24 protein-coding genes are annotated in these 25,349 nt (G+C 68.2%); 8 read left to right on the top strand and 16 right to left on the bottom strand.

Annotated elements, in window-relative coordinates:
• A complete protein-coding gene (gene dnaG / locus ACKY0W_RS08135) occupies window positions 1-1,929 on the bottom strand; it encodes a DNA primase (RefSeq protein ID WP_409437131.1) in 1,929 nt (642 codons plus the stop codon).
• Window positions 1,930-2,077: 148 nt separating this feature from the next.
• Between dnaG and ACKY0W_RS08130 the strand changes: the two genes are divergently transcribed.
• On the top strand, window positions 2,078-2,845 hold the full coding sequence (locus tag ACKY0W_RS08130) for a sensor domain-containing protein (protein WP_409437130.1): 768 nt from the start codon (window positions 2,078-2,080) through the stop codon (window positions 2,843-2,845).
• 59 nt (window positions 2,846-2,904) lie between these two features.
• Here ACKY0W_RS08130 and ACKY0W_RS08125 read toward each other — a convergent pair whose 3' ends face one another.
• Entirely contained in the window at window positions 2,905-4,158 is a 1,254-nt protein-coding gene (locus ACKY0W_RS08125; RefSeq protein WP_409437129.1) for a deoxyguanosinetriphosphate triphosphohydrolase, read from the bottom strand.
• A gap of 136 nt (window positions 4,159-4,294) precedes the next feature.
• Between ACKY0W_RS08125 and ACKY0W_RS08120 the strand changes: the two genes are divergently transcribed.
• Window positions 4,295-6,286 (top strand): TPM domain-containing protein, encoded by a 1,992-nt coding sequence (locus ACKY0W_RS08120; RefSeq protein WP_409437128.1) that lies wholly within the window; start codon window positions 4,295-4,297, stop codon window positions 6,284-6,286.
• Between the two features lie 15 nt (window positions 6,287-6,301).
• Complete coding sequence (locus ACKY0W_RS08115) at window positions 6,302-7,051, top strand: hypothetical protein (RefSeq protein WP_409437127.1); 750 nt, start codon at window positions 6,302-6,304, stop codon at window positions 7,049-7,051.
• Window positions 7,052-7,139: 88 nt separating this feature from the next.
• On the opposite strand, the gene ACKY0W_RS08110 is transcribed toward ACKY0W_RS08115, so the two are convergent.
• Both ACKY0W_RS08110 and ACKY0W_RS08105 read right to left on the bottom strand, forming a co-directional pair.
• The gene (locus ACKY0W_RS08110; protein WP_409437126.1) at window positions 7,140-8,741 is read right to left on the bottom strand and encodes a PGRS repeat-containing protein; all 1,602 of its coding nucleotides are present in this window, start codon (window positions 8,739-8,741) and stop codon (window positions 7,140-7,142) included.
• 254 nt (window positions 8,742-8,995) lie between these two features.
• Window positions 8,996-10,390 (bottom strand): glycine--tRNA ligase, encoded by a 1,395-nt coding sequence (locus ACKY0W_RS08105; RefSeq protein WP_406758617.1) that lies wholly within the window; start codon window positions 10,388-10,390, stop codon window positions 8,996-8,998.
• A gap of 150 nt (window positions 10,391-10,540) precedes the next feature.
• Here ACKY0W_RS08105 and ACKY0W_RS08100 point away from each other — a divergent pair, with 150 nt between their 5' ends.
• Both ACKY0W_RS08100 and ACKY0W_RS08095 read left to right on the top strand, forming a co-directional pair.
• Complete coding sequence (locus ACKY0W_RS08100) at window positions 10,541-10,897, top strand: ArsR/SmtB family transcription factor (protein ID WP_406758616.1); 357 nt, start codon at window positions 10,541-10,543, stop codon at window positions 10,895-10,897.
• Window positions 10,894-11,286 (top strand): Fur family transcriptional regulator, encoded by a 393-nt coding sequence (locus ACKY0W_RS08095; protein ID WP_409437125.1) that lies wholly within the window; start codon window positions 10,894-10,896, stop codon window positions 11,284-11,286. The genes ACKY0W_RS08100 and ACKY0W_RS08095 overlap by 4 nt, the downstream gene beginning before the upstream one ends.
• 12 nt (window positions 11,287-11,298) lie before the next feature.
• Here the strand turns inward: ACKY0W_RS08095 and ACKY0W_RS08090 are convergent, their stop codons facing one another.
• From ACKY0W_RS08090 to recO, 5 genes are all read right to left on the bottom strand, one after another.
• Entirely contained in the window at window positions 11,299-11,688 is a 390-nt protein-coding gene (locus ACKY0W_RS08090) for a hypothetical protein (RefSeq protein WP_409437124.1), read from the bottom strand.
• The gene (locus ACKY0W_RS08085; protein ID WP_409437123.1) at window positions 11,688-12,575 is read right to left on the bottom strand and encodes a decaprenyl diphosphate synthase; all 888 of its coding nucleotides are present in this window, start codon (window positions 12,573-12,575) and stop codon (window positions 11,688-11,690) included. The genes ACKY0W_RS08090 and ACKY0W_RS08085 overlap by 1 nt, the downstream gene beginning before the upstream one ends.
• 82 nt (window positions 12,576-12,657) lie before the next feature.
• The gene (locus tag ACKY0W_RS08080; protein WP_409437122.1) at window positions 12,658-13,878 is read right to left on the bottom strand and encodes a class I SAM-dependent methyltransferase; all 1,221 of its coding nucleotides are present in this window, start codon (window positions 13,876-13,878) and stop codon (window positions 12,658-12,660) included.
• A 133-nt stretch (window positions 13,879-14,011) separates the two neighbouring features.
• Window positions 14,012-14,527, bottom strand: a complete 516-nt coding sequence (locus ACKY0W_RS08075; RefSeq protein WP_409437121.1) for a hypothetical protein — start codon at window positions 14,525-14,527, stop codon at window positions 14,012-14,014.
• 110 nt (window positions 14,528-14,637) lie between these two features.
• Window positions 14,638-15,441, bottom strand: coding sequence for a DNA repair protein RecO (recO, locus tag ACKY0W_RS08070; RefSeq protein WP_409437120.1), 804 nt, complete (start codon window positions 15,439-15,441; stop codon window positions 14,638-14,640).
• A gap of 74 nt (window positions 15,442-15,515) precedes the next feature.
• On the opposite strand from recO, the gene ACKY0W_RS08065 reads away from it, so the two are divergent.
• From ACKY0W_RS08065 to ACKY0W_RS08055, 3 genes are all read left to right on the top strand, one after another.
• Window positions 15,516-16,964: an amidase gene (locus ACKY0W_RS08065; protein ID WP_409437119.1), complete on the top strand. Its 1,449-nt coding sequence runs from the start codon at window positions 15,516-15,518 to the stop codon at window positions 16,962-16,964.
• 122 nt (window positions 16,965-17,086) lie between these two features.
• Complete coding sequence (locus ACKY0W_RS08060; RefSeq protein ID WP_409437118.1) at window positions 17,087-17,425, top strand: hemophore-related protein; 339 nt, start codon at window positions 17,087-17,089, stop codon at window positions 17,423-17,425.
• A 13-nt stretch (window positions 17,426-17,438) separates the two neighbouring features.
• On the top strand, window positions 17,439-18,305 hold the full coding sequence (locus ACKY0W_RS08055; protein WP_409437117.1) for a sulfurtransferase: 867 nt from the start codon (window positions 17,439-17,441) through the stop codon (window positions 18,303-18,305).
• A 27-nt stretch (window positions 18,306-18,332) separates the two neighbouring features.
• Here the strand turns inward: ACKY0W_RS08055 and ACKY0W_RS08050 are convergent, their stop codons facing one another.
• From ACKY0W_RS08050 to ACKY0W_RS08020, 7 genes are all read right to left on the bottom strand, one after another.
• The gene (locus ACKY0W_RS08050) at window positions 18,333-19,790 is read right to left on the bottom strand and encodes a flavin-containing monooxygenase (protein ID WP_409437116.1); all 1,458 of its coding nucleotides are present in this window, start codon (window positions 19,788-19,790) and stop codon (window positions 18,333-18,335) included.
• Window positions 19,787-20,653, bottom strand: coding sequence for an SDR family oxidoreductase (locus ACKY0W_RS08045; protein WP_409437115.1), 867 nt, complete (start codon window positions 20,651-20,653; stop codon window positions 19,787-19,789). Before ACKY0W_RS08045 ends, ACKY0W_RS08050 begins: the two co-directional genes overlap by 4 nt.
• 3 nt (window positions 20,654-20,656) lie before the next feature.
• Window positions 20,657-21,331: a DUF5642 family protein gene (locus ACKY0W_RS08040; protein WP_409437114.1), complete on the bottom strand. Its 675-nt coding sequence runs from the start codon at window positions 21,329-21,331 to the stop codon at window positions 20,657-20,659.
• Window positions 21,332-21,416: 85 nt separating this feature from the next.
• Entirely contained in the window at window positions 21,417-22,313 is an 897-nt protein-coding gene (era, locus tag ACKY0W_RS08035) for a GTPase Era (RefSeq protein ID WP_409437113.1), read from the bottom strand.
• 90 nt (window positions 22,314-22,403) lie between these two features.
• Window positions 22,404-23,702, bottom strand: coding sequence for a hemolysin family protein (locus ACKY0W_RS08030; protein WP_409437112.1), 1,299 nt, complete (start codon window positions 23,700-23,702; stop codon window positions 22,404-22,406).
• Entirely contained in the window at window positions 23,699-24,235 is a 537-nt protein-coding gene (ybeY, locus tag ACKY0W_RS08025) for an rRNA maturation RNase YbeY (protein ID WP_406758601.1), read from the bottom strand. The genes ACKY0W_RS08030 and ybeY overlap by 4 nt, the downstream gene beginning before the upstream one ends.
• Window positions 24,232-25,284, bottom strand: coding sequence for a PhoH family protein (locus ACKY0W_RS08020; protein ID WP_409437111.1), 1,053 nt, complete (start codon window positions 25,282-25,284; stop codon window positions 24,232-24,234). Before ACKY0W_RS08020 ends, ybeY begins: the two co-directional genes overlap by 4 nt.
• Between the last annotated feature and the right edge of the window lie 65 nt (window positions 25,285-25,349).

The following is a 25,349-nucleotide window of genomic DNA, read 5'->3' as shown; positions in this document are numbered from 1 at the left end:
TCAGGCGGTCAGATCGTCGCCGCTGGCCTGCTCCAGCAGGCTGCGCCGGTAGGCCTCCATGGCGACCAGGTCGCCGAAGAGCGCGTGGTATTCGTCGCTGTGCTCCACCGGCGACATGCGCTGCAATTTGGACTTGACCTCGGCGATCTGTCGGCCCACCCACACCTCTTGCAGCCGGGCCAGCACCCCGCCGATATAGCGCGGCAGCTTGTCCTCGTCGACGCAGACGGCCTCCACGCTCAGCTCGTGGATCAGCGCGGTGGTCAGTGACGAGGGCGTCTGCTCGCGCACTGTTTCGATCCACTGTGCACCGCCGGCGCCGGCCACTCCCGCGGTCCCGCCGGCTGCATCGATCGCAGAGCGCACCGCGGCATAACCGGGGTGGGTGAAACTCTCCACCGTCAAGGTGTCGAACACCGGCCCGGCCAACGCCGGGAACTGCAGTGCCGCCTTGAGCGCCTCGCGCTGCGGCCACAACGTCGGATCGGCCGGGTTTGGACGTGCGACCGCCGGTTGTTCGGCGGGTTTGGCGGTCGACGGAGCCGCCTGACGTTCCCTGGTCGGTCCGGTGCCCCTGGTGTCGCCCTTGGCCTCGTTCCGGGCTTGTGCACGCACCCGGCCGATCACCTGTGCGACGTCGTCCCAGCCCACCCAGCCGGCCAGCTGACGCGCGTACTCGTCGCGCAGCGTCGGGTCCTTGATCTGGGCGACCATCGGCACGCAGCGGCGCAGCGCGGAGACTCGGCCCTCGGCTGTGTCCAGGTCCATTTCGGTGAGGGCGGTGCGCACCGCAAACTCGAACAGCGGGGTACGGCGTGCCACCAGGTCACGCAGCGCCTCGTCGCCGTGCGCCAGGCGCAGATCACACGGGTCCATGCCGTCGGCGGCGACCGCGACGAAGGACTGACCGGCCAGCTGTTGCTCACCTTCGAGGGCCTTGACCGCGGCAGCGCGGCCCGCCGCGTCACCGTCGAAGACGTAGATCAGTTCGCCCCGAAAGAACTTGTCGTCCATCATCAATCGGCGCAGCATCGCGAGGTGCTCATCGCCGAACGCGGTACCGCACGAGGCGACCGCGGTGGTGACACCTGCCAGATGCATCGCCATGACATCGGTGTAGCCCTCGACGACGATGGCCTGGTGTCCACGGGCAATGTCTCGTTTGGCCAGGTCGAGACCGAACAGCACGTTGGACTTCTTGTAGAGCGTGGTCTCCGGGGTGTTGACGTACTTGGCCTCCATCGGGTCGTCATCGAACAACCGGCGGGCGCCGAACCCGATCACCTCCCCCGCCGACGAACGGATCGGCCACAGCAGCCGGCGGTGGAATCGGTCCATCGGGCCGCGGCGCCCTTCCCGGGACAGTCCCGCAGCCTCCAGTTCCTTGAACTCGAAGCCCTTGCGCAGCAGGTGTTTGGTCAGGCCGTCCCACCCGGACGGGGCGAAACCACAGCCGAAGCGTTCGGCGGCCGCGGCATCGAAGTTTCGCTCGGTGAGATATTTCCGCGCCGGTGCGGCCTCGGGGGTGCTCAGCGCGGCGGCGTAGAACTCCGCGGCCGCCGCGTTGGCGGCGATCAGCCGGCTGCGGCCACCGCGCTCGCGTTGGATGTTGGTCGCCGACGCGCCGGTGTAGGTGATGGTGTGGCCGACCCGGTCGGCCAGCAGTTCCACCGCCTCGACGAAGCTGGCGTGCTCGATCTTCTGCACGAAGGCGTAGACGTCGCCACCTTCCCCGCAACCGAAGCAATGGAAGAGGCCGTGGTTGGGCCGGACGTGGAAGGACGGCGACTTCTCGTTGTGAAACGGGCACAGGCCCTTCAGCGAGTCCGCGCCGGCGCGCCTGAGCTGCACATAGTCACCGACCACATCCTCGATTCGGACACGTTCGCGGATGGCGGCGATGTCGCGGTCGGAGATACGGCCTGGCACTGGGTCAGTCTAGAGCGCGCCGTCAGGCCCCGCGGCGATCGCGAGCACGGCGGAGCCGGGCGAAGCGGGTCGCCGCCATCGGCACCACCCCTGATGCCGGCACTGCCCATGCTTTAATGACGGGTCAACTGCTGCGTCAGGGGCGTAAATGAACTCGAAACGGGTCTGGTTGGTGACCCTTGTCGCCGTCGCCGTGCTCGCCGCGGCCGCGGTGACGACCTGGCTGGTGCTGCCCGACCGGTCCCGCGGTGCGGCCGGCGTGACCGGTGAAACCGTCAAGCAGGTGCTGCTCAACGGCACCGAGCTGACCGCCATGCTGGATCAGCCCTTCACCACTGTGACCGGCCCGCCGTCCTACGGCGGCCTGGAGGCCATGGACGACTCAGCGACCCCGGGCGACTGCGTCGGGGTCTTGGACGTCGCGCAGCGCAGCGTCTACGCGTCGGCCCCGATCCAGAGCTACGCGCGTGAGACGTGGATCGACTCCGCGCCCACCCGCGACGGCTTCAAGCCGCTCGACACCCGGGTGATGTTCGTCAAGGAGGCCGTGGTGGCCCTGCCCACCGCCGCGGACGCCCGGCAGCTGTTCGAGAAGTTCACCGAACAGTGGAAGCACTGCGACGGGCAACCGGTCAACGCGGCCGACCCCGAGACCGCTGGATCCCCGCACCTTCCGGGCACCGAGATGCACATCACCGACGTGCGGGTCACCGACGATATCCTGGCGGCATCGATCGTCCTCGACAAGAGCCCCAAGGCGCCCGACACCCGCGCCATCGGGCTGCAGGACAACTGCATCGTCGGAGTACTGATCGCCTTCACCGGAACCGAGAACGCCAGTGGTTCCGGCGACCCGCAGACCAGCAGCACCGATGTCGTGCGGGCCATGATGGACAAGGTCGCCAAGCTCGGCTGAGTTCGCCCGCGGTGGTCGCAGGCGCGGCGAAGCCGGGTAGCCGGGCCGCCACTGTGTCGCTAGCCCGCGACCAGGCGTTCCAGCCGCCCCTCGGTGCACGACGCGATCTGGTCGACGATCACCCGCAGCCGCGCGCCGTCGTCGGCCGCGGCGGTGAACGCCGGAACGAAGAGCGGGTCCAGACTGTCCGGTGCCGTGGCGAGCAGCCGACGCGCGACCTCGTGCACCTGCTCGCGCTGAGCGGCCTGAATCCTGCGATGCTGATCCGACGAAATGATGAACTGCACCGCAAGGGTTTTCAGTACGGCCACTTCGGCCCGCACCAGTTCGGGCACTGCGAGGTCTGCCTGGTAGCGGGTCAGCGGCCCGGGGCCGGCGACAGCGTGGGTGGCGGTGATCGCCGCGGAGGCGAAGCGCCCGACGAGTTCACTGGTCAACCGTTTGAGTGCCACCGACGCCGACAGGGTCGCGTCGTAATCACCCACGGCGGCCACCACCGGCAATTCGGTGAGCCGGCGAGCCGCCCCAGCCAGATCGTGCACCCCGTCGGGGTCGCCCAGACGCGTCAGCTCGGCCACGGTCGACGCATCGGCGAGTACCCGCAGGTCGATCCGACCGGAAATGACGCCGTCTTCGACGTCATGCACCGAGTAGGCGACGTCGTCGGCCCAATCCATGATCTGCGATTCCAGGCAGACGCGTCCCTCCGGAGCCCCGCGACGCATCCATTCGGCGGCCGCCCGGTCGTCGTCGTAGAAGCCGAACTTGGTCCGATCCGAGCCGTCCGCCGCGCGACGGCGCCACGGATATTTGGTGACCGCGTCGAGCGCCGCCCGGCTCAGATTCAGCCCCGCACTGGCACCGTCAGGCCCCAGGACCTTGGGCTCCAAACTGGTCAGGATGCGAAAATTCTGTGCATTTCCCTCGAATCCGCCACAGCTCGAGGCGATTTCGTTGAGCGCCTGTTCACCGTTGTGACCGTAGGGCGGGTGGCCGATGTCGTGGGCCAACCCGGCCAGGTCCACCAGATCAGGGTCGCAGCCGAGTCCGATCGCCATCCCCCGCCCGATCTGCGCCACCTCCAGCGAGTGGGTCAGCCGGGTACGCGGGGTATCGCCGTCGCGGGGGCCGACGACCTGAGTCTTGTCGGCCAGCCGACGCAGCGCAGCGCTGTGCAGCACCCTGGCCCGGTCGCGGGCAAAGTCGGTGCGGTATTGGCCGCCGGTTCCGGGTAGGCCGGCGGTTTTCGACGGCTCCGCCACCACGCGGTCGCGGTCGTGCGCGTCGTAGCTGTCGCAGGAGTTTGTGGCCACCGCCGCCAGTCTATTTTGCCCCCGGCCGGGCACGTGACACGCCGGGCCGAAGTTCGGCACCCAACCCGGCGAAACCGGGTGAGCCGGTCGCAGAATTGGCGTCGATCGCCCCCGGATCACATATAGATTTACCGGCATGCGCATCCCCCGCCTGGCCAGCGCCGCCCTGGCGTTTCTCATCGCAGTGCTGCTGGTAGCTCCAAGCGCTGCGGCGCAGCCTGCGATGCGTCTGCCCACCCTGATCACCGACAGCGCCGGGGCGCTGTCGCAATCGGAGCGCGCCGGGGTGCAGGACGCGATCGACAAGCTCTATGCCGACCGGCACATTCGGCTGTGGGTGGTCTACGTCGACGTGTTCTCCGGGCAGACCGCCGAGGACTGGGGTCGCAGCACGGCGCGGCTCAGCGATCTGGGCAGCAACGACGCCTTGCTCGCGGTAGCCACCGCCGACCGCAGCTACGCCTTCCTGGTATCCAACGGTATCTCCGAGATCAGCTCGGGCAAGGTCGACGCGTTGCGCCGCAACCAGATCGAACCGGCCCTGCACCTGGGCAACTGGGCCGGCGCGGCCTCAGCTGCCGCCACCGGACTCGATGCCGCCGCCGCACCCACCGAGGTGAGCTGGACGCCGATCCTGATCGCCCTGGCCGCAGTGGCGGCCGCCGGCCTGGTGTTGCTGCTGGTGGTTCGTCACCTGCGGCGCCGGCGGCACGCCGCGGCATTGGCGGCGGCCCGGCGCGTCGACCCGACCGATCCCAACGCGCTCTCCGACGTGCCGGTGTTCGCGCTGGACGCGTTGTCGCGAGAGAAAGTCGTCGAGGTCGACAACGCGGTGCGCACCAGCGCCAACGAGCTGGAGCTGGCCGTCGAGGAATTCGGCCACGAGCGCACCCGGCCGTTCGCGCAGGCCGTCGCCTCGGCCAAGGCGGCCATGGAACACGCCTTCACCGTTCGCCAGCAACTCGACGACGACATCCCCGAGACGCCGGCCCAACAGCGCGATCTGCTGACCGGGGTAATGGTCACCGCCTCCAAGGCAGACCGCGAACTGGAGACCCAGCGCGCCGCGTTCGAGCAGTTGCGTGATCTGGTGCTGGGCGCCGCCGACCGGCTCAACGCACTGACCCAGCAACTGGTCGAGCTGACCGGCCGCATTCCGGCCTCCGAGCAGCACCTAGTCCAATTGCACACCGAGTTCGACGCCACCGCGCTCAGTTCGGTGTCCGGCAACGTCAAGACCGCACAGGACCGGGCCGCCTTCGCCGAACGCAACATCACCCGGGCGCGCAGCCTGGCCGACCGCCCGGTGACCGGCGGACAGAGCGACCTGGTCGACGCGGTGCGAGCCGCCGAGTCGGGGCTGGGCCAGGGCCGGGCGCTGCTCGACGCGGTGGACAACGCCGCAAGCGACATCCGCCACGCAGTCGCCACGCTGCCCGCGAGCATCTCCGACGCCGAGGCCAGCATCGCCCAAGCCAGCGAACAGCTGCAGCGCGGAGTCGGCATACACAAGTCCGAGCTGACCGCCGCCCGCGACACCGTGGTCAAGGCTGTCGCCACCGCCCGTACCACCGGAGATCCTTTGGGGGCCTTCACCGCGCTGATCAAAGCCGACGCCGACCTGGACCAGCTGTTGGACACCGTGGCCGAAGAACGCGCAGCCGCTGAGCGGTTGGCCCGGACGCTCGAGCAGGCTCTGTTCACGGCGTCGTCGCGCATTCGCGCGGTGTCCGAATACATCGATACCCGTCGCGGCAGCGTGGGCCCGGAGGCGCGCACCCGGCTGGCCGAGGCACGGCGCCGCCTCGACGCCGCCAACGACAAACGCGCCACCGATGTCGCCGGAGCCATCACCCAGGCCAACGGCGCGGCCACCCTGGCCGCCGCGGCGCAGTCGCTGGCCAAGGCCGACGTACAGGACGCGCAGCGGGCCTACTACGGGCGTTACGGCAATGATCCCCGCGGCGGCAACGACACCGGCGCCATGCTGGGCGGCATCATCATCGGCAACATCCTCTCCGGTGGCGGCGGCTTCAGCGGTGGTGGCGGAGGGGGCGGTTGGAGTCCGACCTCGTTCGGCGGCTCCTCCTCGGGGGGAGGATTCTTCGGCGGCGGTGGCCGGTTCTAGTCTGCTGGTGAACCTATGTTGGATCTGATCAATGTCGCCTTGGTGGCGGCCCTGGCGGCGTGCGGATACGCGCTGTGGGCCCGTCGTCACACCTGGGGCTCACGCTGGGACGCCAATCCCTCGCGCGTCCTGGTTCTCATCGTCTGCGCGGGTCTGCTGATGTCCCCGTTGGGTCCAACACTTTTCGACCCGCTCGTCTACCGGGTGGTCGGACTGTGGAATGTCGCCGGCCTGCTCGCGGTGCTCTGCATGTTCGGCGCGGTGGCGGCGATGTTCGAGCACCTGACCACGCGTTTGGCCGACGACGATCACGCCAGGTTGCTGAAGCGTCGCCACATCATGATGCCGCTGAAACTGGGCCTGCCGCTGGTCGTCATCGTGTTCTGCATCGCCGATCGCGGACAACCCGGGCATCTGGATGTCTTCGCGCCCCGAGGTCCGTGGTTCGGGGTGTACTGGGCGGTGATCAGCGCCTTGGCGCTGTATCTGTTCGGATTCACCGGGCGGGTACTGCTGGCCCTGCGCAGTGATCCGCGCTCGGCAGCTTCCGCGCAGTACTACCTGTTGTGGGTCGTCTTCAAAGTCTCGGCGATCCTCACGCAGTTGACCAGCGTGCTGCTCGGCAGTGCGGTCACGTTGCCCACCTGGATTTGCGCGGGCGTGAGCACCACGGCATTCGCCTACGCATCCGAGCTTTCTTGGCGCGCCCGAACAGATTGGTTCAAGCCCTTCAGGTCGATATCCCCCGAAGCCGCCGGCGACTGACCGCGCTCAGCACGTCGGCACCGTTCGGACACCGCAGCGAAAGTGCCCGCACGCCAAAGGCGTGCGGGCACTTTCACACCACGAGGGCTCAGGGGGTGTCAGCTGCTCCTGTCGCGCCCTGCTGACCGTCCGCTCCGGCGGTACCGGCCGTACCGTCGGTCGCCGTGCTGTTGCCGGTCGCCGTCGCCTTGCCTCCGGCACCAGCGGCACCGCCCTGTCCGCCGGCCCCGCCGGCCGCGCCGCCGGTACCTCCGGCACCGCCGTTGCCACCGGCACCGCCGTCGCCGCCATCACCCGCAGTCGAGACGCCACCCGAACCGTGGGTGGTGGCGTCGCCACCAACACCACCGGCACCGCCCTTGCCTCCGGTACCTCCCGCAGTACCTGCTGCACCTGTTGCACCTTCGGCGCCAACGCCACCGGTACCACCGGCACCAGCGGTCGCCGTTCCCCCGGCGCCGTTAGCCCGGGCGTCGCCACCGGCGCCGCCGTCACCACCGGTTCCGGCGATAAGGCCCTGCCCGCCGGTACCGCCGGTCCCGCCGTCACCGCCATTGGCGATGCCCTCGGAGCCGTTGGACGTGGCCTCGCCACCGGCGCCACCGATCCCGCCGATACCGCCGTGTCCGTTCTCGGCGACACCACCGGTACCACCCTGGCCGCCGTTGCCGCCGGTCGAGTCACCGCTGAAGCCGTTAGAGGTGCCTTCACCGCCAGCACCGCCTGCGCCACCGGCACCGCCTTCACCGCCGTTGCCGATGGGTGCTGCCGAATTGCCGCCCGTGCCGCCGACGCCACCGTTACCGCCGGTGACAGTGCCACTGGCCCCATTAGCAGTCCCAGCGCCGCCAGCACCGCCGGCACCACCCGCACCGCCGTTGCCGAAGACCGAAGCGATGGCGTCGCCGCCGACACCACCGGCGCCACCGTTGGAGCCGACCGCGGTGCCGTCGACGCCGTTGGCCGTAGCGAGATACCCGGCACCGCCGGCACCGCCGACGCCGCCGTCGCCCATGACCGTGCCGCCGGTGCCGCCGGCACCGCCGACTCCGCCGTCCACGCCGGCCACTGTGGAAGCCCAGCCGTCGCCGCCCGCGCCACCGTTGCCGAAGAACCCGGCAGCACCGCCGTCACCACCAGCCACGCCTTGCATAGTGGAGTCCCAGCCGTCGCCGCCGTCACCGAACCACAACCCGCCGGCGCCGCCGTCGGGGTCCTCCGCCGTGCCGTCGACGCCGTTGCAGATCAGGCCGCAGGCGCCGTCGAGGCTGTCCACGCCGTTCATCTGGATGTAAGCGGTGTTGATGGCGTCGTTGACCTGCTGACCGAAGTCACTGGTGATCCAGCCCTCCATGGCCGTGTGCCAGGGGTCGTACATCCACTGTTCGACCACGCTCGCGGGGTCGAGAGCGGGGTTGGCCAGCAAAAGCTGGTCCCAGAACGGCGAATCGCCGAACACGCCGTCGACCCCGCTGGTGTCCGCGGCCGAACCCGCGACCAGGCCGGGATCGAACAGATCCATCAGCCATTCGAACCCATCGGCGTGTGCGCCGGGCGCGGTGGCCAACGGGGCCATCCCGAACGCCAAGAATGCGGCCGCCGTGCTCCCCACCCCGATCACACGGCTGCGACGGCGCACTTTGGCGCCAAGTGAATGATGATGCTCCGCGGTGCTTTCACTGACAGTCATCTACCTACCTCCCAGGTATGGACTTGCCCTTGACTTTCAGAAAGTCATTACGAAATACAGACTTCCATAAGTTAATGCGGACCATAGCGGCGCATCAACCTGAAGCACCGGACTCTCAGGAAGCGTGAAACCCAAACGCCCTCAGGAGCAAAGCAGCGACGGACGCCGACCGACCACGGTTACCAGAGGCCAACCCGCGGCGATGGGGTCGCGGTCGCCCAGCCCAGCAACGGCTCAGATCCAACGAGCAGCGCTCAGCAGCCCTTGAGGCGCACGGCCAGGTAGTCGGAGACCGCGTCGATGGCCACCCGCTCCTGAGACATCGTGTCGCGCTCACGCACCGTGACGGCGTGGTCTTCGAGCGAGTCGAAGTCGACCGTGATGCAGAACGGGGTACCGATCTCGTCCTGACGCCGGTAACGCCGGCCGACCGCACCGGCGTCGTCGAACTCCACGTTCCAGGACTGGCGCAACTCGGCGGCCAGGTCCCGGGCCTTCGGCGACAGGTCGGCATTGCGCGACAGCGGCAGCACGGCGGCCTTGACCGGTGCAAGCCGCGGGTCCAGCCGCAGCACCGTGCGCTTGTCCACCCCGCCCTTGGCGTTGGGGGCTTCGTCCTCGTGGTATGAGTCCACCAGGAAGGCCATCAGCGAGCGGGTCAGGCCGGCTGCCGGTTCGATCACGTAGGGCACGTAGCGGGTGTCGGATGCCTGGTCGTAGAACGACAGGTCCACGCCGGAATGCTCCGAATGGGTGGTCAGGTCGAAGTTGGTGCGGTTGGCGATGCCCTCCAGCTCACCCCACGGGTTCCCGGTGAAACCGAACTTGTACTCGATGTCGGTGGTGCCGGCCGAGTAGTGCGACAGCTTCTCGAGCGGGTGTTCGTAGAGGCGCAGGTTCTCCGGATTGATGCCCAGGTCGATGTACCACTGCAGGCGCGCGTCGATCCAGTACTTGTGCCACTCGGGCGCGGTGGACGGCTCGACGAAGAACTCCATCTCCATCTGCTCGAACTCACGGGTCCGGAAGATGAAGTTGCCGGGCGTGATCTCGTTGCGGAAGCTCTTGCCGATCTGGCCGATGCCGAACGGCGGCTTGCGCCGCGCCGTGGTCACCACGTTGGCGAAGTTCACGAAGATGCCCTGCGCCGTTTCGGGCCGGAGGTAGTGCAGGCCCTCTTCGGACTCGATCGGGCCCAGGTAGGTCTTGAGCATCATGTTGAAGTCACGGGGCTCGGTCCACTCGCCCTTGGTACCGCAGTCCGGGCAGGAGATCTCGCTCATCGGCACGTCATCGGGGTTGCCACCCTTTTTCAGTGCGACCGCTTCCTGCATGTGGTCCTGTCGGTGCCGCTTGTGGCAGTTGAGGCACTCCACCAGCGGGTCGTTGAACACCGCGACGTGCCCGGAGGCGACCCACACCTGACGCGGCAGGATGATCGCGCTGTCCAAGCCGACGACGTCGTCGCGGGACGTCACGACGGAGCGCCACCACTGTCGCTTGATGTTCTCCTTGAGCTCTACCCCGAGTGGGCCGTAGTCCCACGCCGACTTTGTGCCGCCGTAGATTTCGCCCGACTGGAAGACCAGGCCACGTCGCTTGGCCAGGTTGGCAACGGTGTCGATGATGGACGCCACGAGGGGGTGCACTCCTGTCTTGACGGGGCCGCGCCGGCAACGCCGACACGCAAAACATCAGTCATCGTATCGATACCGTCGGCGTTCTTTGACATGCGTCATCACGCATGGAACAGTGGGTGGCAAGTGAAAACGATTTCCAATGCGCCCGGAGGTGATGCTGTGCCCTCCTCAGTGTCGGGTCTGGTGGCCGACGGCCACCAACACAGCGGTCCTGCCTTCCCCGCGACACCGCCGCGGGAGATCCTCGACGCCGCTGGGGAATTGCTGCGCGCCCTGGCCGCCCCGGTGCGCATCGCGATCGTGTTGCAGCTGCAGGAGTCGCACCGCTGCGTGCACGAACTCGTGGACGCGCTGGGAGTCCCCCAGCCGCTCGTCAGTCAGCACCTGAAGATCCTCAAGGCGGCAGGGGTGGTCGCCGGGGAACGTTCCGGCCGCGAAGTGCTCTACCGGCTGGCCGATCATCACTTGGCGCACATCGCCATCGACGCAGTCGCCCATGCCGGTGAGGACCGTTGACCGCCCCCGGCGTGCGCTCCACCCGGCAACGGGCGGCGATCTCGGCGTTGCTGGAGACCGTCGACGATTTCCGGTCGGCCCAAGAGCTGCACGACGTCCTGCGCGAGCGCGGCGAGAACATCGGTTTGACGACCGTCTATCGCACGTTGCAGGCGATGGCGACGGCCGGACAGGTCGACACGCTGCGATCCGACACCGGAGAATCGGTGTACCGGCGGTGCTCGGAGCACCACCACCACCACCTGGTGTGTCGGGACTGCGGGGCGACCGTCGAAGTGGGAGATCGCGAAGTCGAGGAGTGGGCCGCCCGCATCGCCGCCGAGCATGACTACTCCGACGTCGGCCACACCATCGAGATCTTCGGCACCTGCGCCGACTGCCGGAAGTGACCCCCGCACGCCTCAGGCGTTGAGTACGTCCCGGATGTCGACACCCTTGGTCAGCACCAGCAGGACCAGCGTGCGCAGCGCGTCGTCGGTCAGGCCCGATCCGGGAAAGTTGTAGCGCAGCATCACATCTGCGGACTTGGTATCCTTCTCGACCAGCGTGACGGTCCCGAGCTGGCTGAGACTCGCCTGTTCGGCGGCGCGCTTGCGCAGCGCCTTGGTCAGCGGCAGATCCCACCCCAGGATCTGAGTGAGCGACACCAGCTCGAGGTCCTCGGCTATCGGCACCACCCGCAACGACGCCAGTGTGCCGTCGTGCCGCACAGTCAGCGCGCCATCGGGCTCGGCATCAACGGCCAGCACCTCGGCGAGCACCGTGGCGAGGCGGTCGGCCAGGGCTGCCATCACGCCGTTCCGAACCTGCGCTGCCGCGAGGCGTACTGCTCGCAGGCCTCCCACAGGTCGCGGCGGTCGTAGTCCGGCCACAGCTTCTCCTGGAAGATGTACTCCGCGTAGGCCGCCTGCCACAGCATGAAGTTGGATGACCGCTGCTCCCCCGAAGTACGGATCAGCAAGTCGACATCGGGCATGTCGGGCCGGTGCAGATGCCGCGCGATGGTGGCCTCGTTGATCCGGCTCGGGTTGAGCTTGCCCGCCACCGCCTCCTGCGCGATGGCCTGGGCGGCTTCGGCGATCTCGGTGCGCCCACCGTAGTTGACGCAGTAGTTGATGGTGATGACGTCGTTGCCGACAGTCATCGCTTCGGCGATCTCGAATTCCTTGATGACACTGCGCCACATCTTCGGCCGTGAACCCACCCAGCGCATCCGCACGCCCATCGCGTTGAGGTTCTCCCGACGTCGACGGACCACCTCGCGGTTGAAGCCCATCAGGAAGCGGACCTCTTCAGCGGAGCGCTTCCAGTTCTCGGTCGAGAACGCGTACACCGTCAGCCACTTGATACCGAGTTCGATAGCGCCGCAGGTGATGTCGATCAGCACCGCCTCGCCCATCTTGTGCCCCTCAGTGCGACCCAACCCCCGCTGGGTCGCCCAGCGGCCATTGCCGTCCATGACGACGGCAACGTGGTTGGGCAGCGCGTCTGCGGGGATCTGCGGGGCGACGGCCTTGGAGGTGTGCTGTGGGGGGCGACACGGCCCCCCGCCCGACGGCGACGGCAGCTGCGGGAAAATCACCGGCCAGGTGGATTTGTCCGGGAACACCGGATAATCCTCGGGTGCCGCGGGCAATTGTGGGAAGGCAACCTTCCGATTGACCCGATTCAACACCATGCGCCCTATCCTGCCCGACCGGACCGGCGCCGCCCGCGGCGACCATGTGGTCGCCGCGGCGGCTTACCGGCTTTACCTACGATCAGGAACCGGCACTCAGATCGATCGCGACGAAGTCCAGACGCCACAGCGACTGGAACAGCTTGCGACCGAACTTCTCCAGGTCCGCGGCGCTCCCTCGCGCCGGGCCGGCGGCCTGCGCCAGGTCCGCAGCGATCTGACGAATGCTACGACGCCCGTCGATGCTCTGAACGAACGGCAGCTGGGCCGGGTTCAGCGGCATACGCCAGCCCGAACGGAAGATCTCGTTGCCGTTCAAGCCACACTTCCAGCGGAACAGTGGCACGTAGTCGAGGCTCTCCGGCGTGGAGAAATCGATCGCGTAGCTGCTCTTGGGCCGCTCGGGCCGAGTGGCGATGAAGAAGTGCCGCGCGTTGAGGGTGTGGATGCGCTCCATCACCGACCAGATCTTCTCCTCCGGCAGCGAGTTCACCTTGTCGTAGAAGCCGCCGGACGCCACCGCCACATCGTGGGCGTAGTACGGCGCCTTGAGCAGCCAGCCCTGGAAGTCCAGCCCGGCCGAATTCGCCAGATCGATGCAGCCGTCGACGTCGTAGCTCTTCGCCCGACCGTGCAAGAACGTGTCCACCAGACCCGAGTCCGAGGCCAGGTCACCGGCGATCCGCAGGTACGGCTGGACCGGGTGGTCCTGCGACAGCAGTCGGATGGCCTGGCGAACCGTCTGGATCGAGTCGTCGCTCTGCTCCAGCCCCAGGTCCTGGAAGACCGACTCCAGGATTTCGATACCGATCCGGCCATAGCGCGCGTAGAGCATGATGCCGGCGACGCCGTCGGGCCGCAGCTGGTCCGCGATCGCCTTCATGCCGACCTTCGGGTCGGCCATGTGATGCAGCACGCCCGTCGAGATCGCCAGGTCGAAGTCCCGGCCGAGCGTGGACAGCTCTTCGATCGGCAGCTGGTGCAGCTCCAAGTTCCACAGGCCGTGCTTGTCCTTGAGGTACTGCTGATGGCCCAGCGACGACGCGCTGATGTCGACGGCCACCACCTTGGCCTGCGGGTTGTTGTAGGCGAAGACCGCCGCCTGGTTGGTGCCGCAGCCCGCGATCAGAATGTCGAGGTCGGGGCGGTACTCACGATCCGGCCACAGCACCCGGTGTGCGTGGCTCGGGTCGAACCACTCCCAGTTCCCAGCCGACCATGCCTGCAGGTCGTGGATGGGCGGCGGGTAGGTCCACCGCTCGTACTGCCGGGAGACGACGTCTGCACGTGGATTCTCGGTCACTTCTTTGTGGCTCCTTGTCGAATTGCCCCCCGCCGGATCGGATCAGACTTTAGCGGGAGCAGTTTTGGCCGGTGCGGCGCGGCTCACATCGGAGCACGCCGGCCGGTGGTTGGAACGGTTGTGTCGAACCGGCTCAGTGAGCGTGGCCGGGCTGCCCGGGCTGCCCAGGCTGGCCCGGCTGGCCCGGTGTTCCACCGGGTCCGGCCGCTCCGCCGGCCCCGCCGGCACCGCCCAGACCGGGTTGGCTGCCTGCACCACCGGCACCACCGGCACCACCGTTCCCGCCGCGTCCGCCCATACCGCCTTGGCCGCCGGCACCACCCTTGCCGCCTTGGCCGCCTTGGCCGCCCTTACCGCCCTGGCCACCCTTACCGCCCTGGCCGCCCAGGCCACCGGCGCCGGGGGCACCGTCAGCGCCGGGGGCGCCGTCGGCTCCATCAGCACCATCGGCACCGTCAGCGCCGGGGCCGTTCGACGGCAGCGGCGCCGTAATCCCGGCGACCGGGCCGGGCTCGGCGGCCCGCGCGCAGGAAGCCACGGCCGGGATCATTCCCACGACGAGTAGCGCTCCGGCCGCCGCACCGATACCGGCTCCGTAGCCCGGTGTCGTCCTGTGCGCCCAGCGCCCCCACCCGGTGTCGTGAAACATTCGGCCTGCCTTCCTGATTGAACCTAGGGATCGTGAAGTCGCATCAGCCTACCGCCGACGCCCGCATCGTCCACTGGAACGGACACAATCCCCAGGTCGGTACCAGGGGATCAGCCGTCGCTGCCGGTGGCCCGAGGCTGATCTTCAGCCTCGGCCTCGACGTCGCGCCCGGCTGGCCGCTGCTGGACCCGCTCCACCAACGGCAACGTCCGCAGCCGCCGCTCCAGGTGCCACTGCAGATGCGCGGCCACCAAGCCACTGGCATGGCTGCGATGCGCCGCCGTGGAAATCTCAGCGGCCTCCCAGTCACCGTCGTGCAACGCCGACATCAGATCCAGCACACCCATCGGCGGGGTGGTCGCCCCAGCCGGGCGGCAGTGCCCACAGACGCTGCCACCGGCCGCGACGTGAAATGCCCGATGCGGGCCAGGGGTGGCGCAACGGGCGCACTCGGTCAGCGCCGGCGCCCACCCGGCCACCGACATGGCACGCAGCAGATAGGCGTCCAGCACCAGCTCGCGGGGGCGTCGGCCATCGGCCACCGCGCGCAGCGCACCGACCGTGAGCCGGTGCAACGCCGTCGCCGGGGCTCGCTCGGCACCGGCCAGACGTTCCGCGGTCTCCAAGATCACACAGGCGCAGGTATAGCGGCCGTAGTCGCTGACGATGTCGGTGGCGAACGCGTCCACCGACACCACCTGGGTGACGATGTCGAGGTTGCGGCCAGGATGCAGCTGAACATCGATGTGGGCGAACGGCTCCAGCCGGGCACCGAACTTGCTGCGGGTACGGCGCACCCCCTTGGCCACCGCGCGGACCAGCCCGTGGTCGCGGGTGAGCAAAGTGACGATCCGGTCGGCTTCGCCGAGCTTGTGCTGGCGCAGCACCACCGCCCGGTCCCGGTACAGCCGCATCGGACCAGTTTCGCATCGCGAGGGGGTGTTTCGAGAACACCCACCGGCGTGGCACGCCGATACTCTCTTCACCGATGACCCACCCGCCCGCGGCGTCTGGCACCCGCTTCCCCACCCTCACCGAGCAGCTCTACCAGCTGGCCAGCGGCGAGACGACCTCCGTCGACCTGGTGCGTCGGGCGCTGCACGCCATCGACGCCAGCCAGTCCACCCTGAACGCCTTCCGGGTGGTATTCACCGAGTCGGCGCTGCTCAGCGCCGCCGAAGCCGACCGGCGTCGGGCCGCAGGCCACCGGGCCCCGCTGCTGGGCCTCCCGATCGCGATCAAAGACGACACCGATATCGCGGGTGTGGCCACCTCGTTCGGCGCCTCCGGGTATGTCGAGCCCGCCGGCCACGACGCCGAGGTGGTGCGTCGACTGCGGGCGGCCGGCGCGGTGATCGTCGGCAAGACCAACACCTGCGAGTTGGGCCAGTGGCCGTTCACCAGCGGCCCGGGATTCGGCCACACCCGCAATCCCTGGTCCCGCCGCCACACCCCCGGCGGGTCGTCGGGGGGCAGCGCCGCCGCGGTGGCCGCGGGTCTGGTCGCCGCGGCCATCGGATCAGACGGAGCCGGCAGCGTGCGCATCCCCGCCGCGTGGACGCACCTGGTCGGCATCAAGCCACAGCGCGGCCGCATCTCCACCTGGCCGCAGCCGGAGGCATTCAATGGCCTCACCGTCAACGGCGTACTGGCCCGCACCGTGGAGGACGCGGCGCTGGTGCTGGACGCGGTGTCCGGCAATGCCGACGGAGACCTGCACAAGCCACCGCCGATGACGGTCTCGGACTATGTGGGGACGGCTCCGGGACAACTGCGTATCGCGCTGTCGACCCAGTTCCCCTACACCGGATTCCCGGCTCGGCTGGATCCGGAGATCAGGGCGGCGCTGGAACGTACCGCCGAGCAGCTGCGGTTGCTCGGGCACACCCTGGTTCCGGGCAACCCCGACTACGGGATGCGACTGTCGTGGAATTTCCTGTCCCGGTCCACCGCCGGAGTGCTGGCCGCCGCGAACGGCCTCGGCAGCGCCGTCACCCTCGACCAGCGGACCCTGGCCAACATGCGCACCGGCCGGCTGCTCTCGCAGGCTGTACTGCGCAAAGCCCGTGCCCACGAGTCCAAGGATCAGCGCCGGGTGGGCTCGATCTTCCGCATCGTCGACGTGGTTCTGGCGCCCACCACCGCCCAGCCACCACCGCTGGTGCACACCTTCGACGACCTGGGCAGCTGGGAGACCGATCGCGCGATGATCGCGGCCTGCCCGGTGACCTGGCCATGGAACCTGCTGGGTTGGCCGTCGATCAGTGTGCCGGCCGGGTTCACCGCCGAGGGGCTGCCGATCGGAGTGCAGTTGATGGGTCCGGCCAACAGCGACGGGCTGTTGGTGTCACTGGCCGCTGAGCTGGAGGGCATCAACGGCTGGGCGGCCCGGCAACCCACGCCATGGTGGCGTACCGAGCCCGGCCACGGCTCATAAGCGCCCCAGAACGCCGCTAGCTGCGACTTCAGCGGGTCGCGCGGAGGTCGGCTAAGCTTGGCCAGTCTTGACTTAGGTCTTCATATCCCCGTAAAGGTGCACTGGTGAAAGGCGTCCGAAAAATGGCCTCTCTGTCGTTGACCAGGTTCGCTGTCGCAGCTGGCAGTCTGGCTCTGTCGCTCTCCGCCGGAGCTGGGTTCGCATCCGCGAGCCCTGACCTCGGCCCGATCATCAACACCACCTGCAGCTACTCGCAGGTGCATGCGGCGCTGGTCGCGGAGAACCCCTCCGCCGCCGCGGAGTTCGACGCCAGCCCGAACGGGCCGGGCATGCTGCAGATGTTCCTGAACGCGCCGCCGGCCAAGCGGCAGCAGCTGGCCGGCATGGTCCAGGCCATGCCGGAGGCTCAGCAGTACGTCGGCACCATCACTTCGGTCGCCAACTCCTGCAACAACTACTGAGCGGATCCCCGCGGTGGGTCCGCGCAGCAAGGTCCTGATCACGGCCGCGGAGCTCACGGAGCTCCTGCGGGCGGGTGATCCGGCCACCCTCCTCGACGTCCGTTGGAGTCTGGAAGCGCCAGACGGGCATCAGGCATATCTTCACGGCCACCTTCCGGGCGCGGTGTACGTCTCACTCGAAGACGAGTTGTCCGACCACACCGTGCCCGGTCGGGGTCGCCATCCCCTGCCGACCGGCCGCAATCTGGAGGCCGCCGCCCGCCGCTGGGGGGTACGGCGCAACCAGCCGGTCGTGGTCTACGACGACTGGAACCGGGCAGCGTCCGGACGGTTGTGGTGGTTGCTGACCACCTCCGGCGTGGCGGACGTCCGCATCCTCGACGGTGGCCTGCCGGCGTGGACCGCCGCCGGCGGTGAGCTGCAGACCGGCGAGGTCTCCCCCGAGCCGGGCAACGTCACTCTGCTGCCCGAGGACCTCTATGAGGGCCTGCGGCCCACGCTGACCGCCGACCAGGCCGGCGACGGCGCTCAGTCCGGCTCGCTGGTGCTGCTCGACGCCCGCGCCCCCGAGCGGTTCCGCGCAGAGGTGGAGCCGATCGATGCGGCCGCCGGTCACATCCCGGGCGCGAAGAACCTGCCGTTCACCGCACTGCTGGCCGCCGACGGAACGTTCCTGCCCGGCGATACGATTGCCGGGCTGCTGGCCGACCGCGGTGTCGGTGCCGACGACACGGTGGGCGCCTACTGCGGCTCGGGGATCAGCGCCACGGTGATCGTCGCGGCACTGGCCGCCGGAGGCCGCTCGGCGGCCATGTTCCCGGGGTCATGGTCGCAGTGGAGTGCGGATCCGTCCCGTCCGGTGGCACGCGGCGAGGGCTGAGGGGCCGCATCAGCCGAGGTGGCTGGGTCAGCTGAGGTGGAAGGCCGTCGGATCGGGGCTGCCCAACATCGCCTTCATCGTGGCGCGGTCGAATGGCCACAGATCGACGGCGCCGCCCTCGGTGAGGTACCACGAATTGCAGCCGGTGTTCCACACTGTCGGGCCCATCGCAAGCGCGACGTCGTCGTTGAACCGGGTCGTGGCTTGATCGGTGACCTCGATTGTGGTCAGCTCGCCGGCCCGGAACTTCTCCAGCCACTGCCCGATGTAGCGCGCGGTCAACTCCGAGGTGTACTGCAGTGAGATCGACCCGGTGGGCGAATTGGGACCCAACACCGTGAACAGATTCGGGAAGCCGGGAATCGCGGTCATCTGGTAGGCCCGCGGCCCCTTCGCCCAGGCGTCATCGATGCTGACCCCGTCCCGGCCGTGCAACCGCATGGGGCGCATGTAGTTGTGGGCGTGGAAGCCGGTGGCCAGCACGATGACGTCGGTGTCCCGGTGGGTGCCCTCGGCGGTGCGGATGCCGGTCGGGGTGACCTCGGCGATGCCGTCGGTGACCAACTCGGCGTTGTCGGCGCGGATGGCCCGGTAATAGCTTCCCGACACCACCTGACGTTTGCACAGCGGCTCATAGTCCGGCCGAAGCTTGGCTCGTAACGTTTCGTCACGCACCTGGATTCGCAGGCAGGCCCGGGCGTAGGCCTGCACCGCCCGGCGCCGCCACGTCGGACGGGTGGTGACGTCCGTCAAGACTCGCGAACCGCCGAATGCCATCAGCCGGTAGAGCGTGCGATGCAACGCGGGGAACCGTGCCAAGATGGAGGCAACGCCGGGCAGCTGCCGAAGCGACATGGGCGCCCACAGAATCCACTGCGCCGAACGCACATAGTGGTCGATCGATACCGCATCGGGCTGCAGGGCGGAGACCACCTGTACGCCGGTGGACCCCGTGCCGATCACCGCGATCCGCTTTCCACCGGTCTCCAGCGCGTCGTCCCAACGGGCGGTGTGCACCACCGGGCCGGCGAAGTCCGCCAGTCCGGGGATGTCCGGAACAAACGGGTGGTGCAGGACGCCGGTCGCGCAGATCAAGAAGTCGGCGACCAACTCTTCACCGGCAGCAGTGGTGACAACCCAGTGCCGATGCTCGTCCCATTGCGCGTCGGTCACCTCGGTGTCGAGCCGGATCAGCTCCGCCAGCCCGAGCTGCTCAACGACGTCGCGGTGGTAGCGCTGAATAGCCGTGCCGGTGGCCCAGGCATGCTGCCAGTCGGGTTTCGGTGCGAACCCGAATTGGTAGATCTGCGAGGGCACGTCGCATCGCAGACCCGGATAGTGGTTCCAGTACCAGACCCCGCCGACGTCGGAGCCCTTCTCCAGCACGGTGATATCGGTGAAACCCTGCTCTCGCAGGACGTGGGCGGTGGTGATACCCGCGACGCCCGCCCCGATGATGATGACGCGGGGCTCACGCTCGGTCACGAGGCCGTCTCTTCATGATGTGTGCGGGCCTGTCGGTCCACCCGGTCGATGTAGGCACTGCGCGCAGCGGTGTCGATGGACGTCAACGCCCGCCGGTCGTCGATCAGCCGCCGGGCCAGGCTCTGCAGCCGCTCGGGCACAAACGCGGTCATCGACCACGCCGGAGCTACCCAACGGGGCACCGACCGGCGAGCGGCACGTGTTCGCAGCACCGCCAAGATCGCCGCAGCCACATCATCCGCATCGACCGTGGGCATCCCGCCGCCCAGCGGGGCGCCCGAGGTCAGGTCGGTCCGCACCGCCGAGGGCAGCACCGCCGACACCGCGACACCGGTTCCGGCGTACTCGCGCCGCGCCGACAGCGACGCGCCCAGCGCCGCGAATTTGCTCGCGTTGTAGGTGACCATGCCCGGAACCGGAATCATGCCGGCCATCGAGGCGACGTTGACGATATGTCCACGGCCACGTCGGGCCATGCCGGGCAACACCGCCCGCATACCGTTGAGCACGCCCCGGATATTGACGTCCAGGATGAGATCCCTGACCTGCTCTGTCTCGGCTTCGAAGGCTCCGAGCGGCATGACCCCGGCGTTGTTGACCAGGATGTCCAGCGGGCCGCCGGCATCGGAGTCCGTCTCGATGCGCGCCAGCATGTCCCGCCAGGACGCCGTGCTGGTCACGTCGAGCCGGCCGCCGGAGACACCGAGTTCGGCGGCGGTGTGCAGGCAGGCGTCCTCGTCGACGTCACCGATCCACACGCGTGCGCCATGAGCGGCGAGCAGTTTGGCGGTGGCCGCCCCGATCCCGCGGGCGCCCCCGGTGATCAGCACTCGGGCGTTGCCGACCGACTGCTTCTTCGGCATGGGCTAGTCGCGCAGCGCCGAGACCGCGTCGACCAACAACTGGCGCGCCCGGTCGGCGTCGACCATGCTCGGCGGCTGGCCGCGGACCGGCTGCGGGTTGGCCGTGACCTGCACCATCGCACTGCCCAGGTAGGCAGTGAAGGTGTAGGACTCGCGGGACTGCTGCTGCCCGTCCTTGCCCGTGATCTCGATCTCCGAGTGTGAACCCACGGTCCTGGCGTGGTCGATCTTCGGGGCGTCCACGTCATCGAGGTAGCCGGTGAGCTTTCCGGCGTTGAACGAGACATGCTTGCACTTCTCGGCGTCGGCGTCGTCATACGACAGGTCCTGGTCGGCCTGCATGGCAATCGCCACCAGCTGGTTGCCGTTGCCGAGGATCGAGACCATCGACATCTTGCCCCGGATGCCCTTCGGCGGCCGGCCGGTGTTGGCGGCGTACTCGGCGCAGTCAGAGGGATCGAACGTCACGCCGGGCGGCATCTTCTGCGGCCCGAGGATCTTCGGGTCGATGTCGTTGGGACCCTTGGTCTGGGTCTTGAAGTCCGAGCCGAACGTCGACTGGACGTTGAACAGCTTGGTGGTATCGACCGGCTTCTGGGATCCCCCACAGCCGGCCAGTGCTTGCGCACACACGAGGAAGCCAACCGAGGAGACAAGCAATGACTTGCGTACGGGCATCCAAGGAATCTACCAATGCCGATTCACCGGCCGCGGGCGGTGGCCATCGGCGTTCCGGCGCGATCCGCGCCGATGCGACGCCGCTCTAGAAGCCCAGCCGCCCGAGCTGCTTGGGGTCGCGCTGCCAGTTCTTGGCCACCTTGACCCGCAGGTCGAGAAAGACCTTGGTACCCAACAGCTTCTCGATCTGAGTGCGCGCGGCCGTACCCACCTCGCGCAGCCGGGCGCCGCCGCGGCCGATCACGATCCCCTTCTGGCTGTCGCGCTCCACGTACAGCAGCGCGTATACCTCGATCAGATCCTCGCGATCCTCGCGCGGGCGCACCTCCTCGATCACCACCGCCAGCGAATGCGGCAGCTCGTCGCGCACCCCCTCCAAGGCGGCTTCCCGGATGAACTCGGCCATCAGGGTCTCTTCGGGCTCGTCGGTCAGTTCACCGTCCGGGTAGAAGGCGGGCCCCACGGGCAACGCGGCGGCCAGCACGTTGATCAGCACGTCGACCTGCTCGCCGCTGATCGCCGACACCGGCACGATCTCGGCTTCCGGCGCCAGCTCGCCGACCGCGACCAGCTGGGCGGCAACCTTGTCGCGGGTGGTCTTATCGATCTTGGTGACGACGACAACCAGCTTGGTTCGCGGTGCGACGACGCGGATCTGCTCGATGATCCAGCGGTCCCCCGGCCCGATGGCCTCGTCAGCGGGAATGCACAAGCCGATGACGTCGACCTCGGAATAGGTGTCCTTGACCAACTCGTTCAGCCGCTTGCCCAGCAGCGTCCGGGGACGGTGCAGGCCGGGAGTGTCGACCAGGATGATCTGGAAGTCGTCCCGGTGCACGATCCCGCGGATGGTGTGCCGGGTGGTCTGGGGGCGGTTCGAGGTGATCGCCACCTTCGCACCCACCAGGGCGTTGGTGAGCGTCGACTTGCCGGTGTTGGGCCGGCCGACGAAACATACAAAACCGGAATGGAACTCGGTCACGAGCCGCCTTTCGCCGAACGTGTTCTCAGCGTGAGATTTCGGGTGCATTGCCGCGCTGGGCGCACGTTCGACGCGCGCACAACGTGTGCGTCATTGCTCAACTGCGGCCTCCTCGCCGGTGGGTTCGACGGGGCTGACCAGAACCGTGCCGATCCGCACCCTCCCGCGGCTGTCGCGGCTGCCTTCGGCCCGCAGGCGCAGGCCGTGTGACACTACCTCGGCACCGGGCAGCGGAACGCGGCCCAGCTCCAGCGCGAGCAGCCCACCGACCGTGTCGACGTCGAGACCGGGGTCGAACTCCACCCCGTAGAGCTCCCCGACGTCTTCGATCGGCAGGCGCGCCGAGACCCGAAATCGGTTGCCGCCCAGCTCCTCCACCGGGGCGACCTCGCCCTGGTCGTACTCGTCGGCGATCTCGCCGACGATCTCCTCCAGGACGTCCTCGATGGTGACCAGACCAGCGATGGCGCCGTATTCGTCGACCAGCAGGGCCATGTGATAGCGGCTGCGCTGCATGTCTTCCAGCAGCGCGTTGAGCGCCTTGGAGTCGGGCATGAAGACGGCCGGGCGCATCACCTGCGCCACTGTGGTGTCCCGTCCTCCGTTGACCGAATAATACGTTTGCTGGACAAGGTCTTTCAGGTAGACGACACCGAGGATGTCATCGACGTTCTCGCCGATCACCGGAATGCGGGAATGCCCGCTGCGCACTGCCAAAGCCGTGGCCTGCCCGGCGGTCTTGTCATTTTCGATCCAGACCATCTCGGTGCGCGGCACCATCACCTCGCGGGCCGGGGTGTCGGCGAGTTCAAAGACCGACTGGATCATCCTGCGCTCGTCGGCGGCCACCACCCCGCGCTGCTGCGCCATGTCGACCACTTCGCGCAGCTCGATTTCGGAGGCGAACGGCCCGTTGCGGAACCCGCGCCCCGGGGTCAGCGCGTTACCCAACACCACCAGCACCCGGCTGATCGGGGCGAGCAACACCGACAAGACTTGCAGCGGAAGCGCTGCGGCCAGCGCGATCGAATAGGCGTTCTGCCGGCCCAGAGTCCGCGGCCCCACCCCGATCACCACGAAGCTGACCACCACCATGGCCGCCGCGGCCGCGAACAGTCCCCAGTCCAGGCCGAGCACCGCGCTCAGCAGATACACCAGCAGCGCGGTCGCGGTGACCTCGCAGGTGATACGCAACAACACCACCAGGTTGATGTAGCGAGGACGTTCGGCCATCAGCTTGACCAACCAGACCGCACCGGGCCGTTTCGCCCGGACCAGTTCCTCCACCCGTGCCGGCGAGACGGTGCTGACCGCGGCGTCGATCGCCGCGAACAACCCACCCAGACCGATCAGCGCAATCACGCCGAGTAGCAGCGGTGTTCCGGTCACGATTCGTCGAAATACCTGGACTTGTCGAGGAGTCGGCGGTCCTTCTCGCTCTGGGTCTCGGCCCGGTAGGTCTCCACCTGGTCGGCGACCCACTCCTCGAGCAGGCGGCGCTGCAGGGCGAACATCTCTTTTTCTTCGTCCGGCTCGGCGTGGTCGTAGCCGAGCAGATGCAACACGCCGTGCACGGTGAGCAGCGCCAGTTCCTGGCCCAGGGAATGCCCGGCCGCCGCGGCCTGCTCGGCGGCGAACTCCGGGCACAATGCGATGTCGCCGAGCATCGACGGCCCGGGCTCGGGAGCGTCCGGGCGACCGCCGGGCTCCAGCTCGTCCATCGGGAAGCTCATGACGTCGGTGGGCCCGGGCAGGTCCATCCAGCGCATGTGCAGGTCGGCCATCGCGGCGGTGTCCAGCAGCACCATCGACAGCTCGGCCCCCGGATTGACGTCCATCTTGGCCAGCACGAACTTGGCGACGCTGACCAGCTCGACCTCGGAGACGTCGAGACCGGATTCGTTGGAGACCTCAATGCTCATCGGCGTGACCTGCCTTGCGATGCGCGCCGTGACGCTCGGTTCATGGCCAGCCCCGGCTGGACCTGTTCGGATTCATGGCGTGCGTAGGCGTCGACGATCTCCGACACCAGCCGGTGCCGCACGACGTCGACGCTGGTGAGCTCGGCGACGTAGATGTCGTCGATGTCGTCGAGGATGTCCACTGCGGCACGCAGCCCGGACTTCGCCCCGCCGGGCAGGTCGATCTGGGTGACGTCACCGGTGACCACCATCTTGGAGCCGAAGCCCAGCCGGGTGAGGAACATCTTCATCTGTTCGGCGGTGGTGTTCTGCGCCTCGTCGAGGATGATGAATGCGTCATTGAGCGACCTGCCGCGCATGTACGCCAGCGGTGCCACCTCAATGACCCCGGAGCTCATCAGCTTTCCGATCAGCTCGGGATCCATCATGTCGTGCAGCGCGTCATACAGCGGGCGCAGATACGGGTCGATCTTCTCGCTCAGGGTGCCGGGCAAAAACCCCAGGCTCTCACCGGCTTCCACCGCCGGACGCGTCAAGATGATGCGGGAGACCTGCTTGGCCTTCAACGCGCTGACCGCCTTGGCCATCGCCAGATAGGTCTTGCCGGTGCCGGCCGGGCCGATGCCGAAAACGATGGTGTGGGCATCGATGGCGTCGACGTAACGCTTCTGGTTGAGCGTCTTGGGCCGGATGGTCTTACCGCGCCGCGACAAGATGTCGAGGCTGAGGACTTCGGCGGGTGATTCGTTGCCGGTGCCCACCAACATCCCGACGCTGTGCCGCACCGTTTCGGGCGTCAAGGACTGCCCGCCGGCCACGATCGCCACCAGCTCGGAGAGCACCCGTTCGGCCAGGGCGACATCGGCCGGCGCTCCGGAGATGGTGACGGCATTGCCGCGCACATGCAGGTCGGCGGTCAGCAGGCGTTCGATGGCGCGCAGGTTCTCATCTGCGGAACCCAGCAGGCCCACGACCAGGTCGGGTGGAATGTCGACGCTGCTGCGAACCTGCGAGGCCGGCCCGGCAGCGGGGGTATCGCGGGGCGTCACGGGGTTTCCGATGCCTGCTTCCTGGGGGTTTGTACCGTGGGTACGGCGATCAGTCGGACGCTTTA

Source organism: Mycobacterium sp. SMC-14, assembly GCF_046250075.1.
Lineage (GTDB): Bacteria > Actinomycetota > Actinomycetes > Mycobacteriales > Mycobacteriaceae > Mycobacterium.
This window is presented reverse-complemented; position numbering and strand designations above follow the sequence as displayed.

Excerpts from the sequence above, each read along its gene's own strand:
- ACKY0W_RS08130 (WP_409437130.1), top strand. The coding sequence starts at position 2,078 with ATGAACTCGAAACGGGTCTGGTTGGTGACCCTTGTCGCCGTCGCCGTG.
- ACKY0W_RS08120 (WP_409437128.1), top strand. The coding sequence starts at position 4,295 with ATGCGCATCCCCCGCCTGGCCAGCGCCGCCCTGGCGTTTCTCATCGCA.
- ACKY0W_RS08115 (WP_409437127.1), top strand. The coding sequence starts at position 6,302 with ATGTTGGATCTGATCAATGTCGCCTTGGTGGCGGCCCTGGCGGCGTGC.
- ACKY0W_RS08110 (WP_409437126.1), bottom strand. The coding sequence starts at position 8,741 with ATGACTGTCAGTGAAAGCACCGCGGAGCATCATCATTCACTTGGCGCC.
- ACKY0W_RS08090 (WP_409437124.1), bottom strand. The coding sequence starts at position 11,688 with ATGGCAGCCCTGGCCGACCGCCTCGCCACGGTGCTCGCCGAGGTGCTG.
- ACKY0W_RS08085 (WP_409437123.1), bottom strand. The coding sequence starts at position 12,575 with ATGGTGTTGAATCGGGTCAATCGGAAGGTTGCCTTCCCACAATTGCCC.
- ACKY0W_RS08075 (WP_409437121.1), bottom strand. The coding sequence starts at position 14,527 with ATGTTTCACGACACCGGGTGGGGGCGCTGGGCGCACAGGACGACACCG.
- recO (WP_409437120.1), bottom strand. The coding sequence starts at position 15,441 with ATGCGGCTGTACCGGGACCGGGCGGTGGTGCTGCGCCAGCACAAGCTC.
- ACKY0W_RS08065 (WP_409437119.1), top strand. The coding sequence starts at position 15,516 with ATGACCCACCCGCCCGCGGCGTCTGGCACCCGCTTCCCCACCCTCACC.
- ACKY0W_RS08060 (WP_409437118.1), top strand. The coding sequence starts at position 17,087 with ATGGCCTCTCTGTCGTTGACCAGGTTCGCTGTCGCAGCTGGCAGTCTG.
- ACKY0W_RS08045 (WP_409437115.1), bottom strand. The coding sequence starts at position 20,653 with ATGCCGAAGAAGCAGTCGGTCGGCAACGCCCGAGTGCTGATCACCGGG.
- ACKY0W_RS08040 (WP_409437114.1), bottom strand. The coding sequence starts at position 21,331 with ATGCCCGTACGCAAGTCATTGCTTGTCTCCTCGGTTGGCTTCCTCGTG.
- ybeY (WP_406758601.1), bottom strand. The coding sequence starts at position 24,235 with ATGAGCATTGAGGTCTCCAACGAATCCGGTCTCGACGTCTCCGAGGTC.